Source organism: Roseovarius lutimaris, from assembly GCF_900115165.1.
GTDB classification, from domain to species: domain Bacteria; phylum Pseudomonadota; class Alphaproteobacteria; order Rhodobacterales; family Rhodobacteraceae; genus Roseovarius; species Roseovarius lutimaris.
In genome coordinates this window covers 97,292-111,224 of the sequence record NZ_FOVP01000003.1, presented here as the reverse complement: position 1 = coordinate 111,224, position 13,933 = coordinate 97,292, and the positions used below count along the sequence as shown (strand labels likewise).

Sequence of the window (13,933 nt, the reverse complement as noted above, 5' to 3'; positions counted from 1 at the left end):
ATGATTGTCAGGCAATGGTTTCGATTGTGGCGCCTGCAAAGCGGCGCACTGCCGCTTGTGCCGCCTGTTTCTCAAGCAGGCAAAGCGCGGTTGAAAGCCCATCCGCCAAAGCCGCGCTTGGCGCGGACAGGCTCACAAGGCTGTGGCGTGGCGCTTGCCCTTGCGGGCCAAGGATGTGGCCCTGAACCGCGCTCAGACGGGTGCCGTTCGGGGCCGATGTGGCAAGGGCGCGGTCACGCAGGGTGACGCGGTGGACAATGTCGCCCTGCGGCGTGGCAATCCCGGCCTGCCAGGGGGTGCCATCGGGGCGTTGGCCACGCCCAACGATTTCGCCGAGATCGACAAGAATATCGCCAAATCCCTCATCGCCGAGCAGCGCCGCGATGCGGTCGGTAATCTCGCCCTGTGCAATTCCATTGAGGGTCAGCGCCATGCCGGGGCGGGCAAAGCGCACCTCCTTCGCATCGAAATGCAGACTTTCCCAGCCGACATTATTGCTTGCAGCAGTGACATCTCCGCCCGTGGCCAACGCCTGCCAAAGCGGTTGAACCGTGGGGTCAAAGGCACCGTTTGTGGCGTTGTGAATCGTACCCGCAAGCGTCAGAAGCTCAAGCAATTCAGGCGGAGGGTTTGTTAGGCGACCGGTTTGATTAAGCCGCACGAGGGCGCTCTCGGCGCGGTAGAGGCTGAAGATGCGCTCAAGCCGCGCAAGCTCGGCCTCAAGCCGGGCAAAGACCGGGCGGGCGTCAATCGGGCTTATGCCGACAAGCGTCACCGAGGCCGGTGCCCCAAGCGCCCCCCCGGTCCAGCGCGCGGTTTGCGCAGTTGCCAGTGCCGCCCCCGGCAAGGCCAGGGCGGCGGCGGAAATACTCAGGAAACGACGGCGGGTTGGGGTCATGACGGGGGCTCCTCGTTCAAAATGATATCGACCGGCGCAAGCACGGTTGCCGCCGGGATCTCCTCCAGGGACATCACCTCGCCGCCTTTGTCGGCGGCGAAATCCTGTGCCAGGGCGGGGTCGGAAAACGGCACGATTTCGGGCGCGCCCATGCCGCCGGTGACATCGGCACCGACCACGAAGGCTGCGGTTTCTGCGGCGATCCAGTTGTCGATGCCGGGCGTTTCCCAATCGGGCGCCGCGCCCATGTCGCTGACGTAAAAGGCAAGGATATCGGCGTCCCGCTCCGGCCCTTTCACATAGGCGAGCGCATCGCGCATCTGCGCGAAAAAGATCGGATCGGGCAGGCCCTTGAGGTGTATTTGCGCCTTGGGGCCGGGGTGGTTGTCGACCTGCATCATGCAAAAATGGCTCAGCGCGTCCGAGGTCATGGTGATCGGATCAGGAGCCTGGGCCCTCTCCTCTTTGCACGCCGCAAGCAGCGTGGTGGCAAGCAGAAAGGATACAAGGATAGGGCGCGTCATGGCTCGACCCTCGCAAAGGCGGCGCGCGCCAGCCCGAGCGCCAGCAAAGGCCAGAGGAACAGCGACAGCGGCGCCGCCCACACGGGCAAGGCCGCCCCGGCCCCCGCCATGCCCGAGACCAGCGCCACCTGCTGCGAGTCGGCCACGTTCCACAGGCGGAAAGCATCCGCCGGGTTGGCGGCCAGCAGCCAGGGAAAGACATGGCTGGTGAACCCTCCACCGTTGTCAAAGACCAGCGCCCCCAAAAGCCCCAGATCGTAAAGCACCACCAGCACCAGCCAGAGACCCACGGCAAGCCCCGCCGCGCCTGCAACGCTATTTGAAAGAGCCGAGGCGGCATAGCCAAGCGCCAGAAAACACGCCCCCAGCAAGATCGCCGTGACAATAAGGCGGGCAAGCGCCAGCAGGCTCTCGGGTCCGGCGCCACCGGCAAGGGCCGCCGCGACCCCGGCCGAGGCAAGCCCCAGCGAGATGGCGATGCTCAGCACCGAAAGATGGGCCGCGAATTTCCCCAGAAGCATCTCACCCCGGCTAAGCGGATAGGTCAGCACCAGCCCCAGCGTGCCACGCTCGGCCTCGCCCGCGATGGCGTCAAATGCGATCATCAGCGCCAGAAATGGCGCGAGGTAAACCGCCAGAGTGGTCATCGAGGCCACCGAAACGGTCAGCAGATCCACCCCGAGCGTGCCCGTCGGGGCCGATCCGGCAAAGGTGAGGGCCAGTGCAAACAGCGTCATCAGCGAGGTGGCCGAGACCAGCCAGCGATTGCGCCGCTGGATGCGGAATTCGGCCATGGCGATGGCAAGGATGCGACGGATCATTGGCGGGCCTCCCCACAATAGTGGCGATAGATATCCTCAAGGCTGGGCGGGGCCATCTCGATATCGCGAACCGCGTCGCCAAGCCCGGAAATGCGGGCGAGCTGGGCCATTTTCTGATCGGCGGTACAGCAGAGCTCGACCGCGCAGCCATTGACCCGCGCGCCGCCCAATTGGGCATGAACCCGGTCCGCCGCCCCGTCACGCGCGGTCAGGCGGATGCGGGTGGGCAGGCCCGCCTGCTGGCTAAGCCCGGGCAAGGTATCATCGGCGACCAGCCGCCCCTTGCGCATGATCGCGATCCGGTCGGTGCGCGCCTCAAGCTCGGTCAGGGCGTGACTGGCGATCAGAACGGCGGTGCCGCCTGCGGCCATCTCCGCGATCACCGCGTAAAGATCGTGCCGCGATATCGGGTCAAGCCCGCTTGTCGGCTCGTCCAGCAGGGCCACGCGGCGACGGCCCAAAAGCGCCTGCGCAAGCCCAAGCCTTTGCCGCATCCCCTTGGACCATGTGCCGATCCGCCGGTCGGCGGCCTCGGCCAGACCGACCCGCTCAAGCAGGGGGGATACGGTTTTGGGATGCTCGCCCGCCAGTCGCGCAAAGGTGGTGAGTTGTTCGCGCCCGGTCAGGGATTTGTGAAACGCGACCTGCTCGGGCAGGTAGGCGGTGGCGCGGCGCGCGGCCATGCTGCCGGGGGCGTGACCCGCCACAGTGATTGTGCCGCCCGTGGCCCGGATCAACCCGAGGACAAGCTTGATCAGGGTGGATTTGCCCGCGCCGTTGTGGCCCAGCAGGGCAACCCGTTCCCCGGCGGCGACATTAAGGTCGATGCCGCAGAGAACCTCGGCCTGACCATAGGTCTTGGTCAGGGCCGAAACCGCAAGGGCCCGCGTGTCATCCGTCATGCCGGGTCTCCCAATCTGGTATCGCGATATCGACCGGCTGCATCAGCGGGGCCTTGTCGATCACCCCGCCGGGCAAGAGCGCCGGAAAGGCCGATTGCGCCCATTTCACAAGCTGAACCGCCGGCGCCCCCAGAAGCAGCCGCGCCGACGGCTGGGTCCAGAGGATATGATCCATGCTGTCGTTGGGGCGATAGGCCGTGTCGGCCAGCCCGTCACCGTTGAGGTCATAGGCGGCGAAATCGGACCAGTAGTTGCCGATGCCGTCATCGCTCCAGTCCAGCCATTTGGAGCCGACATATTTCACCTGCGTGCGATTGCCGACAAAGGCATTTCCGCTGATCGCGTTGCGCTCGGAGCCGGCGGTGAAATGCACGCCGATGCTGCACCGCTCGAACCGGTTGCCGGTGATCTGGTTCTTGTGGGCGTTATAGACGAACAGACAGCGGTCGCTGCCGTTTTTGACAAGGTTGCCGCGCACCTCGGAGCTATTGGTGTAGTTCAGCATGACACCATGCTGCGCATCCCCCAGCGAGACGTTGTTCAAAAGCTTGAGACCCTTGGAAAACATCACCGCATACCCAAGGTGGTTGCCGATCGAGAGATTGCCGCGCACTTCCGCCTTATTGGCGTACATGAAATGCACCGCAAAGCGCAGGTCGCGAAAGCGGTTGCCGACAAAGGCGTTGGAGTGCGAGGTATTGACAAAAATGCCGTCGCGCCCCCAGCGGATATCGTTGCCGACCACTTCCGCGCCGCGCGCGTCCCAGAGGTAGACACCATTGCCGCGCGCGTTCATCCGGTGATCGCGTCGGCCCTCGATCACATTGCCCGCGACCTTTGCATTGCGGGCGCCGTGGATATCGACGCCGTAAAGATTGCCGCTCAGATGGTTGTCAAGAATGCGCGCGTCGTCCGCACCCTTGAGCAGGCGAATACCGCTATCGAGCGCCTCATGATCGCTGCCCGAGCCTACGATGGTACAGCCCTGAACGGTCACATCCGGCGCGCTTAGTGTCAGGACCGAGCCCTGCCCGCCCGCATCAATCACGGCGCCCGTCGCGCAGTCAATCGTCAGGGGGCGCGTTATTTCAAACCCGCCCTGATGCTGGCCGGGGCCAAGGCGGAGGCTATCCCCCGCCCCGGCCATTTCTATGGCCTGCGCCAGGACCCCGCCCCCGGCCGGCACATCGCGCGCGCCCGCCACGGCAAGGCCGGGCAGCGAAAGGCAAAGCACCAGAAGGGAGGCGAGGGCGCGCATCGGTTCAGACGTTCCGGGGTTCGACCAGCATGCGGCCGCGCATTTCCATGTGCAGCGCATGACAGAACCACTGGCAATAGTACCAGTGAACGCCCGGACGATCCGCCGTGAAGGTGACCGAGGCGGTGGCTTGCGGGCCGACCTCCATCGCGACACCGTGGTTTGACAGGGTCAGACCGTGGGTCACGTCATCCACATCATCAAGGTTGGTGACATAGATCGTCACCTCATCGCCCTGTCTGACCGTGAACTTTTCAAGGCTGAACATCGGCGCCTGCGACCACATGTAGACGCGCACCTTGTTGCCGTCCCGGATTGGCTCATCGGCGCCGTCCTCAAGCACGACACCATCGGCGGCGGCCTGTTGGCGGGCCTCTTCCCACATCGGGTCATCGCGGCTCCAGACGTTGACGGGGTTCACGATGTCACGGCGAACCAGAACCACATCATGCGGTTCGGCAAAGGTTGGCCCGTCATGAACGACCTTCATTTCGGGTTTCGAAATGTCGATGATTTGTTCATTCTCGGGCTTCAGCGGGCCAACATTGATAAACCGGTCTTTCGAAAACTTGTTAAGCGTTATCAGCCAATTGCCGTCAGCTTCCTTGGTTTCGCCCATGGTCGTATGGTTGTGGCCGGGCTGATAATGAACATCGACCTTCGACACAATTGGGTCCACATTCCCACCTGCATAAGCCTCGATCGCCTTGTCAATGTTCCAGCGCACAATCTGGCTGTCCAAAAACAACGTGGTAAAGGCATCGCCCTTGCCGTCAAAGGCGGTATGCAGCGGCCCGAGACCAAGTTCCGGTTCGGCCACGATGCACGAGCGCGGATCGGCGTCCTGATCAAACAGGGCATCCACCTTGGTGACGTCGATCACGGAAACTGTGGGCGACAGTTTGCCGTTGATCACCACGTGTTTCTGATCGGGTGCGGTGTTGCACCCGTGCGGGCTGTTGGGGATCGGCACATAACGGGTGTATTTCTTGTTCTGCCCCTTGCGCCCGTCAAGCACCTTGACGCCGTTCAATTCCTGGTAATCGCCTGCGGCCACACCGGCCTCGATTTCCTTGATGTTGAAGATCACACAGTGGTCCATCTCGTTTTCGGTCATCTCGGCCAGGGTCACGCCCATTTCCGAGTTGTAGCTGGTCGAAAACGCGTATTTCCCCTGATAATCCGCATCGCAGTTATCAAGGTTGCCCGAAACGATCACCTGCCAGGCGATTTCCATCGTGTCACCGTCGATGGCGGTGAAGATGTTCACATATTCATCGGGTTTGTCGAGGATATCACCGTTGTTGACCAGCGGGATCTCATGTTCGCCATTGGCAAAGACATAACCGGTGCGCGGAAATTTCTGCGGCCGCAGACCGTGGATATCGCCCGCATTGGGGATCTCGATGATCTTGTCGCATTTCATCACATCACAGCGGATGCGCGCCACGCGGGTGTTGGCCTTGTCGTTCATGAACAGATAGCGCCCGTCATAGGTGCCGTCGGTGAAGGACATATGCGGGTGGTGCAAATCGCCGTTGTCATATGTTTTCATGTTGCGCGCGGCCAGAAACTCTTTGGTTTCGGGCATGAGGCCCTCGGTCAGAATCTTGAGCGACTCGTTGGTCTGGCCCCAGCCGGTGGCCGAGCAGCGGTTGAACACCGGCACGCGCATCAGCTCTCGCATCGAGGGAAAGCCGAGGATGCGCAGCTCGCCCGACTGACCCGAGGACCAGAACCCGTAATATTCATCAAGTTCACCGGGTTCCAGATTGATCTTGTTCGCCGCGTGTGCCGGGGTTGCACCGCCAAAAAGGCCCGCCCCTGCGCCGGTTGTGGCCGCAAGCGCGCCGGTGGCCGTGGCCCCCAGCATGCCACGGCGCGTCAGTTTGAGCTTGTCATGTGAATCAGACATTTGAGGTCTCCTTTGCTTCCTCTTGCGAACCAAGGGCGCGGGTCATCGCGCCTTTATTGGCCTCGGCGCTCGCATGGTCGCGCGCACGCCGTTTCAATTGCCGGATAATCACCGGACATTTGTCTTCAGACTGGTACAGCACCTGACAATGCAGGCAGTTCACACATTCGTTCGGGTTGATCTCACCTGTCGGGTGGATCGCCTGCACCGGGCATTCATTGGCACAGGTCTGGCAGGGGCTGCCGCACTCACGATACCGCCGGAGCCAGTCAAACATCCGCATCCGTGCCGGGATCGCCAGCGCCGCCCCGAGCGGGCAGAGGTAGCGGCAATAAAACCGCTCTACGAAAAGTCCGATCACCAGCAGGACGACAGCGAAGACGACAAACGGCCAGTCGCGCACGAACTTGAGGATGATCGCGGTCTTGAACGGCTCGACCTCGGCCAGCCTTTCGGCCATCGGGATCGAGGCCAGCGAAACCCCGAACAGCCCCAGAAAGATCATATATTTCAGCGGCCAGAGCCGTTCGTGCAGGCCCCAGGGCAATTCCCATTGCGGCACCTTGAAAAACCGCGCGACGCGATTGGTCAGCTCTTGCAGGGCGCCAAACGGGCAGAGCCAGCCGCAATAGGCCCCCCGGCCCCAGAAAAGCAATGCCGCAGCCACGGCAAACCACTGAATGAACACCAGCGGGTCCATCAGAAAGGCATCCCAGGTAAAGCCGCTGCGCAGCGATCCGGCCAGTGCCATCAGGTTCACCACACTAAGCTGTGCATTGGCGTACCAGCCGGTGAACACCAGCGACATGCTCAGAAACCCGATGCGGAACCAGCGATAGGCGCGCGCATGGCGGGTGATCTGAAGCTGAAAGAAAAACGCGAGGGTCAGCACGACAAGCATCGCACCCAGCACGCCGATCTCGACCGTCTTGTCGCGCCAGATGCGCTGCCAGAGGGCGGTCTTGGCGGCGGCCTCTTCCTCGGATGCATTGGCGGTTGGCGCAAGGACAAGCGGCGCAAGATAGCTCTCGGGCAGCCGATAGCCCAGATCATAGGTGATAAAGGTTTTCTCGACCGCGCCCACCGCGCGCTGCACCAGAAGTTGCAACCGCCACGGCTCTGCCGGATCAAAGCCGCTGTCGGCGGGGATACGGAACAGGTCAAGCTCTTTGAAACTGGGCGCGCCGCTGGCGTCGATCTCGCCCAGACGGCGATGATCGCGATCAAAGAAGCGCACCGAACGGTCGCCCTGAATTAGCTGGATGCGGTCGAAAATCCCGCCCCGCACATAGCCTGAACCCTTGAAGGAATAGCGCCCCCGGCCCGCGACCAGAATGGCGTGTTCGCCCTCGCCCAGCCAGTTTTGCAGATTGCGGTATTCGGCCTCGCCCAACAGGCTCCGACCGATTGTAGGCACGCTGACAAGGGCGGCGCGCATGTCGATGAAGGTATCCTCGGGCGCGCCGGATTCGGGGCGCGCGGCGGCGCGCGCATCGCCGGTGTCGTCAAAGGCGCTGTTGATCTGTCCAACGTCAAGCGTCATCCCGCGCACCGAACCGTCGCCGGTCAGGGCCTGCCAGTCGCGCGTCTCGCCCGCGCCCTCCTTGAGGGTTCGCGCCGGGCCTTCCTGCACCACCGGCGCCAGCCCGCCAAGCCCAAGCGCGCGCGCCACCTTGAGGCCACCGCGCACAAGGCTGTCGTCGATCACCATGACCGTCACGGTCGCGCCCGAGATGATATCAAGGTCATGCGCAGTGCCCGATTGGGCCGCCTCGGCCTTGAGGTCAAGCCCGGCGTAGCCCTCGATCACGCCGCGCATCTTGGATTCGGGAATGCCGATCAGGACAATCGGCTCGGAATGTTTGACCAGAACCGCGCCGGTCATCACCGCGTCCGGATCAATCGCGGCGATCACATGGATGGGTTTGCCCGAATAGCCGGTCGTGCCGGCAAAATCCGATGTCAGAAAGGCCCAGGCGACGGTTTCGCCACCTTTCAGCACCGGTGCCACCGGCAGATCGTCGCGCAGTGCGCCAAATCCGTCGGCCTGCGGCACAAGTTGATCGGCGCTTACCTCGGACAGGAAACGGGCAAGCAAAGCGGGCTCCTCGGCGCGCGCCACAAGCGGCGCGACGAGAAGGATGAGAGCCGCAATAAAGCGTATTAAGGATGATCCAGACATGACCTGTTGGATAGGGCGGAAATCGCTCAAAAGCGTTGACCAAAGTCAAGCCATGCAAATCATAAATGACCTTTCAGTGAACCGGGAAAATGCTCTTTATGGGGCAAGAAACCGGCCCGGCCACCCTCACAGAAACTCGAAATGCAGGTTCAGGGCAATGCCGATAAGAACCAGCCCACCAGCCCAGGCAAGGCATTCGCGCGCGACCTGCTGGCGGTTGATGGCCTGGGTCATCGTGCCGCCCATGAAGGCGACAAGAATATCCGACGGGATCGCCGTAAGGGGCACCAGAATCCCCAGGGTAAGCAGTTGCAGCTGAACACTGCTCTGCGTCACTTGCCCGGCCCCCGCATCGACAAACGGCGGTAAAAACAGTGCAAAGAACAAGACGGTCTTGGGGTTGAGCAATTCGACCAGGACGCCTTGCCAGATGATCGAGGAAAACGACCTCTGGCTGACGGTCTGGGCCTCAAGGGAAAATCGCGCGCTGATGCGGGCATCGCGGATCATGCCCACCCCCAACCACACCAGATAGGCCGAGCCGACATAACGCAAGCCAAGCACAAGCCAGTCAAACCTGGCAAAAATCGCCGCCAGCCCCAAGGCCGTGGACACCGCAAGCACCACCCCCCCAAGGCCAAGACCAAGCGCCGAGGCAAGGCCGGCGGCGCGGCTCTGTCCGACGCTGCGCGACAGCACATAAAGCATCGAGGGGCCGGGGGTTGCACTCAGGGCAAGCCCTGCAAGGGTAACGGCAAGGATCGCGTCAAGATGTGGCATCGGTCAAACTGTGCTCCGGTTCAGTCGGGTCTCGAAGGGGTTCTGGGTCGGCGTTGCTGCGCCGGGCTGATGTCCGGTCATGCCGCCATTGCGGGCATGGCGCAAATAGGGAAAATCGCGCACCAGCATACGCTCAAGATGCGCCCCGGCCAGGAACGGCTCGTATCGGGCGCGCCGCTTTGCGCTGACCAGTTGGTCGAAGGGCTTGATCAGCGTATCGTGATTGGTGGCCACAAAATATGGCAGCGAAAACCGCTCGGGGCTGAGGTTCAGCACCCGATGCGGGGTCGAGCGCAGCAAGCCGTTGCTCCAGGCCTCCAGCATATCGCCGATATTGACCACCAGAACCGCCGGATCCACCGGCACATCTATCCAGCGATCATCCTGTGTCATGACCTGCAACCCTTCGTTGCGCGTGTGCAGAAGGGTCAGGCACTCATAATCGGTATGCGCCCCCATATTCACCGAACTGTGGTCCGACGTCTGTTTCTGGCGAACATAATGCAGCAACCTGAGTTGCGAGATCGGCTTGCTCATCTGATCGGTCATCGCCCCGCGCGGCAGCCCGAGGTGCAATTCAAGCGCCGAACAGACCAACCGCCCAAGCGCCGAGACCTCGCCATAATACCGCGCGACCGTTTTCTTGAATCCGGCAAGCTCGGGCCAGACATTGGGGCCCAACACCCGGTTGCCCGCAAGATAATCGGGATCATTCTCCGGCAAATCAAGCCCAAGGTCGAAGGCCTCGTAGCTGCGGTTGACCTCATCGGGATAATCGCCCTTTTCGGTAAACGGCACATAGCCGCGATGATTTGTACTCTTGCCGATATAATAGCGCCGTTTGGTGGCCTCGGGCAGAGCAAAGAACCGTCTGGCCGACTGGTATGTCGCTTCGATAAGCTCGGGGTCAATTCCGTGATCGCTGATCCTGAAAAACCCCATGTGACGGGCCGCCTGCCCTATCGCCTCTGCCACCTCTCTGATCTGGCGGGCATCGCCGGACCTAAGGCCCTGAACATTTATAAGCGGAAGGTTTCCCACGCTGGCGTTTTGAGTCTTGAGTAGTTTTGTCATCATCCTCCCCCCAAAAGTTTGACGTAACTTTTGGTTAAGGATTTTTGGTTAACAAATCGTTTTCATTGCTGGTGGCCGCCGGAAAATACAGCCGGAAGGTGGACCCAACTCCGACTTTGGACTGAACCTCGACGGCGCCCCCGGATTGCTGCATGAAGCCAAAGACCATCGACAGCCCCAGGCCGGTGCCCGCGCCAACGGCCCTGCTTGTATAGAACGGGTCAAAAATCTGCTGCAAACGCTCCTCGGGGATTCCCTCCCCCTCGTCCCTGACGCTTAGGCACACGTATCGTCCGGGGGTAAGACGTGTCGCGAGGGCTTGATTGTCAGAAAAGCCGTGCCGCACATTTTCCGTCGAAATTTCCAGCCTGCCACCATCGGGCATCGCCTCCTGCGCATTCAGGACAAGATTGACCAGAGCGTTTTCAGCCACTTTCGGGTCGACATGCACCATCCACGGATCCTGCGTAAGGCGCAGCTCGACCGGCTGGGTCAGGATGTCCTTGCTGCGCTCGCAAGTGGCGTTGACAAGCGCGTTGAGGTCGCAAATCTGCGGCTCCAGCCGGGTACGTTGCGAAAACGCCAGCATGTCCCGGATCAGCTTTGCCCCCCGCCCCGCCGCCGTCCGCGCATCGTTCAGGCATGAGAGTGACAGAGGTTGGGTGATGTCACCTTCCAGAAGTTCGAGGTTGCCTGAAATCACGGTTAGCAAATTGTTGAAATCATGCGCAAACCATCCGGTCAACCGACCGATCGCCTCAAGCTTTCGCGCCTCGAACAACTTGGCCTCCAGGGCCTTGCGATTGTTGGTCTCTTCGCTCAGCTGAGCATGCGATTTCACCAGATCCTGGTAGCGCTGTTTCGAGCGTTCCGCTTCGGCCAGAAGCTCGATCTTGGCACTGGCCATCGCGGCAACCGTGGTCAGAACCTCCAATTCGGCCTCGCCAAACGCGCCGGGGCTCGGGTGTTCGCTGTCGATGACGCCGACCACGCGCCCCCCCGACACCAGCGGCACACAGATTTCCGAGCGGGCCGGATGCGTATCGGGGATATAGTTCTGGTCCTTCAGAAGGTCATCCACGATGACGGCCTCGCGGCTTTGCGCGACTTGCCCGGTAATCCCCTGACCAAACGGGATTTTAAGCGGATTGATGATATTGCGCCCATAGGGGTTTTTATCGCCAAGGGCGGCAACCTGAGTAAGCTCGGTCTGGTCGTGATTCGCCTGATAGATCACACAATCGACAAACCGCAGCTGCCCGACGACATTCTGCGCCACATACCAGAACAGATCTTCAACGCTTGGAATCGCAATCAGATCAACCGCAAAGGCATTGAGAATACGCAGGGTCGCCGCTTCATCCAGCTGCTGTTGCTGGGCTGAATGTGCGGGCGCAGATCTGAACATTCGCGGCCTTCCTTCAACCATTCCACTCGAACATGAGTACCTTATGTTCTCGCAATAGTTTAGTGTAGAAAAAAATAAACACCCTAAAAGGGATAAATTCGCGCAGCCTGCAATGTGTCGCCATTCCGCCGACCGGTCCGGGCCTGCGCGGCTTTTGAGTGTTGATTGATCCAACCGGTCGGTTACTCTGGCTGGGCGGTTGCCTTCGAGCCCGCCAAAATGAGGACCAAGCCTTGTCTTTGATCGACAAACATCTGGCACCGGGCCCCGATGGGGAAACCATCGTGGAAAGCATCCAGAGGCTCATTCTGGAGCGCATCTGCTTTCTGGATTATCGCCCCGGCGATCAACTCAAGGAGGCCGTGATTGCCCAGGAATTCGGCGTAAGCCGCACGCCGGTGCGCGATGCCATCAGCCGCATAAGCCACCTCGGGCTGGTTGAGACCCGCAACGGGGTCGGCACGGTTGTCGTTGCCCTCTCGGATGCCGAAATCAGGCAGGTCTATGAGATGCGCCTTGAACTTGCGATGCTGATCGGAACGCTGTCGCCCAAACAGGCCAGCGAGGATCACATCGCCCTCGCGCAGGCCCTGCTGCAAGAGGTCAAGGCCTGGGGCATGAATGTCGACCCGCGCACCTATGTCATGCTCAACGATCGCCTGAACAAGCTTATCGCCGATCTGATCGGCAATGTGGTGCTGCGCTCGTTCTGGCTTCAGACCTATTATCAGGCCGCAAGCACCTGGCACCGGGTCAGCGCCATTGTCGGCGCCGAGGTCGCGAAATCACTACTTGATGAGCTGTCAGACCTCTGCACGGCGCTTGAGGCGGGTGACATGGCCGCCGTCGGCTATGTGCAGCGGGTCCATATCGGTTATGGTTTTCAGCGGATCAAGACACATCTTCTGACCGATCAACCCGGCTGATCCGCCGCCCGGTTCAATGCCTCTTCCTTAGCGCCGCAAAGCCGTCATTCTGCGTTCATGGAACCAAAAGGCACAATTGCCCTGTGGCGCCCTATGGTTGCAAGGACGATGTTTACATTAACCCAAGGGCTATGCTTAAAGATTTGGAAATTGTGTAAAAATGGCTCATTGAGCCCGTAGTAAAGACATGTGCCATGAGTGTTGTAACCATCCACGTTGGAATGCCTAAATGCGCAACAACAACGATTCAGAAGTTCCTTGGCGACAGGGATGACTGGCTTGCACAACACGGGTATGTCTATGAAAAACATCCCGATGATCACACCGAAGGTCAAGGGAATGCTGCCTTTCTTGCAGAGCTTTCCCTTTCGAGCACTCCCGACAAAGCCGTGGACCATCTGCGCTATTTTTTGAGATCCAACAGCAATGTTTTGCTCAGCAGTGAAATGTTGTTTGGATTGGGACGCGGGAAAGGCTTTGCTCCCATTCTTGAGGAAATTGAACACCAAGGATATGATGTTCATGTCATCGCCTATCTCAAGCGTCAGGATCTCTGGATTGAGAGCGATTACAAGCAACATGTGAAAGACGGTAATCTATGGGTAAGTGATTTTCGGCAGTTGCTTGGAAAACGGGAATCCAAGAAAACGCTCGACTATCACTGGACGTTATCGAACTGGGCCAATCAGGTGGGCAGCGAAAACCTGAGCGTGGTGCCATTGAACCCGTCGCAACCCGGCAAATATGCTGTTGAAAGGTTTCTGGAGCTTATGGGCGTGCCAATGCCCGAAAGCAGCCTTGATGTCGAACGACAGAACGTGAGCCCCTCTGCCGGGATGATCGAAGCGGCGCGACATTTAAAAAAACATCTCATCCGCGAAGGTGAAGGACCGGACGATATTGTCCGCATGCTGAGGCATTTCTTTTCTTCGGAGATCGGAGCGACCCCGACGGATCACGACAGAGAAATCCTGAGCCCGCAAGACCGGCGGCGCCTTGTCGAGAGGTACTCTGAATCCAATTCACGACTGGCCCAGACATTTCTAAGAGGTGTTGACCCTTTTGATGATCTGGACCTTGAGTCCCACAACCAAAGCTGGGTTGAACCATCGCAAAAGGCCTTGGAGATCTTGTCTGCAATGGCTGCCGGGCCATTGAAGCAGCAGTCGGCTCAAAGGGCATCAGAGGTTGCACGGCAAAGCCCGTCGATGCTTGGAAAGATTGGCGCGATGCTCCGGCGTTGAG

General features: G+C 60.5%; 12 protein-coding genes. 2 read left to right on the top strand and 10 right to left on the bottom strand.

Annotation, left to right across the window (positions count from 1 at the left end):
• Positions 1 to 7: 7 nt before the first annotated feature.
• The 10 genes from BMZ91_RS03540 to BMZ91_RS03495 all read right to left on the bottom strand — a co-directional run bounded on the left by BMZ91_RS03540 (position 8) and on the right by BMZ91_RS03495 (position 11,762).
• The gene (locus tag BMZ91_RS03540) at positions 8 to 898 is read right to left on the bottom strand and encodes an FAD:protein FMN transferase (RefSeq protein WP_092834357.1); all 891 of its coding nucleotides are present in this window, start codon (positions 896 to 898) and stop codon (positions 8 to 10) included.
• A complete protein-coding gene (locus tag BMZ91_RS03535) occupies positions 895 to 1,422 on the bottom strand; it encodes a nitrous oxide reductase accessory protein NosL (protein ID WP_092834355.1) in 528 nt (175 codons plus the stop codon). Before BMZ91_RS03535 ends, BMZ91_RS03540 begins: the two co-directional genes overlap by 4 nt.
• Positions 1,419 to 2,240, bottom strand: coding sequence for an ABC transporter permease (locus tag BMZ91_RS03530; RefSeq protein WP_425441539.1), 822 nt, complete (start codon positions 2,238 to 2,240; stop codon positions 1,419 to 1,421). The genes BMZ91_RS03535 and BMZ91_RS03530 overlap by 4 nt, the downstream gene beginning before the upstream one ends.
• Complete coding sequence (locus BMZ91_RS03525) at positions 2,240 to 3,145, bottom strand: ABC transporter ATP-binding protein (RefSeq protein ID WP_092834350.1); 906 nt, start codon at positions 3,143 to 3,145, stop codon at positions 2,240 to 2,242. The genes BMZ91_RS03530 and BMZ91_RS03525 overlap by 1 nt, the downstream gene beginning before the upstream one ends.
• Positions 3,135 to 4,403, bottom strand: a complete 1,269-nt coding sequence (locus BMZ91_RS03520) for a nitrous oxide reductase family maturation protein NosD (RefSeq protein WP_092834348.1) — start codon at positions 4,401 to 4,403, stop codon at positions 3,135 to 3,137. Before BMZ91_RS03520 ends, BMZ91_RS03525 begins: the two co-directional genes overlap by 11 nt.
• Positions 4,404 to 4,407: 4 nt before the next feature.
• Positions 4,408 to 6,318, bottom strand: a complete 1,911-nt coding sequence (nosZ, locus tag BMZ91_RS03515) for a TAT-dependent nitrous-oxide reductase (RefSeq protein ID WP_092834346.1) — start codon at positions 6,316 to 6,318, stop codon at positions 4,408 to 4,410.
• The gene (locus BMZ91_RS03510; protein ID WP_092834344.1) at positions 6,311 to 8,500 is read right to left on the bottom strand and encodes a NosR/NirI family protein; all 2,190 of its coding nucleotides are present in this window, start codon (positions 8,498 to 8,500) and stop codon (positions 6,311 to 6,313) included. The genes nosZ and BMZ91_RS03510 overlap by 8 nt, the downstream gene beginning before the upstream one ends.
• 126 nt (positions 8,501 to 8,626) lie before the next feature.
• Positions 8,627 to 9,280 carry a LysE family translocator gene (locus BMZ91_RS03505; protein WP_092834341.1) on the bottom strand — a complete coding sequence of 218 codons (654 nt, stop codon included), beginning with the start codon at positions 9,278 to 9,280 and terminating at the stop codon, positions 8,627 to 8,629.
• Between the two features lie 3 nt (positions 9,281 to 9,283).
• Positions 9,284 to 10,354 carry an isopenicillin N synthase family dioxygenase gene (locus tag BMZ91_RS03500; protein ID WP_092835111.1) on the bottom strand — a complete coding sequence of 357 codons (1,071 nt, stop codon included), beginning with the start codon at positions 10,352 to 10,354 and terminating at the stop codon, positions 9,284 to 9,286.
• Between the two features lie 34 nt (positions 10,355 to 10,388).
• Positions 10,389 to 11,762, bottom strand: coding sequence for an ATP-binding protein (locus BMZ91_RS03495; protein WP_177193773.1), 1,374 nt, complete (start codon positions 11,760 to 11,762; stop codon positions 10,389 to 10,391).
• A 233-nt stretch (positions 11,763 to 11,995) separates the two neighbouring features.
• Between BMZ91_RS03495 and BMZ91_RS03490 the strand changes: the two genes are divergently transcribed.
• Positions 11,996 to 12,688, top strand: coding sequence for a GntR family transcriptional regulator (locus BMZ91_RS03490; RefSeq protein ID WP_092834337.1), 693 nt, complete (start codon positions 11,996 to 11,998; stop codon positions 12,686 to 12,688).
• 194 nt (positions 12,689 to 12,882) lie between these two features.
• The gene (locus BMZ91_RS03485) at positions 12,883 to 13,932 is read left to right on the top strand and encodes a hypothetical protein (RefSeq protein WP_143076291.1); all 1,050 of its coding nucleotides are present in this window, start codon (positions 12,883 to 12,885) and stop codon (positions 13,930 to 13,932) included.
• Position 13,933: the final 1 nt, after the last annotated feature.

Bases quoted from the DNA above. Each gene is read 5' to 3' on its own strand.
- BMZ91_RS03540 (WP_092834357.1), bottom strand. From the start codon at position 898: ATGACCCCAACCCGCCGTCGTTTCCTGAGTATTTCCGCCGCCGCCCTG.
- BMZ91_RS03535 (WP_092834355.1), bottom strand. From the start codon at position 1,422: ATGACGCGCCCTATCCTTGTATCCTTTCTGCTTGCCACCACGCTGCTT.
- BMZ91_RS03525 (WP_092834350.1), bottom strand. From the start codon at position 3,145: ATGACGGATGACACGCGGGCCCTTGCGGTTTCGGCCCTGACCAAGACC.
- BMZ91_RS03520 (WP_092834348.1), bottom strand. From the start codon at position 4,403: ATGCGCGCCCTCGCCTCCCTTCTGGTGCTTTGCCTTTCGCTGCCCGGC.
- nosZ (WP_092834346.1), bottom strand. From the start codon at position 6,318: ATGTCTGATTCACATGACAAGCTCAAACTGACGCGCCGTGGCATGCTG.
- BMZ91_RS03510 (WP_092834344.1), bottom strand. From the start codon at position 8,500: ATGTCTGGATCATCCTTAATACGCTTTATTGCGGCTCTCATCCTTCTC.
- BMZ91_RS03505 (WP_092834341.1), bottom strand. From the start codon at position 9,280: ATGCCACATCTTGACGCGATCCTTGCCGTTACCCTTGCAGGGCTTGCC.
- BMZ91_RS03500 (WP_092835111.1), bottom strand. From the start codon at position 10,354: ATGACAAAACTACTCAAGACTCAAAACGCCAGCGTGGGAAACCTTCCG.
- BMZ91_RS03495 (WP_177193773.1), bottom strand. From the start codon at position 11,762: ATGTTCAGATCTGCGCCCGCACATTCAGCCCAGCAACAGCAGCTGGAT.
- BMZ91_RS03485 (WP_143076291.1), top strand. From the start codon at position 12,883: ATGAGTGTTGTAACCATCCACGTTGGAATGCCTAAATGCGCAACAACA.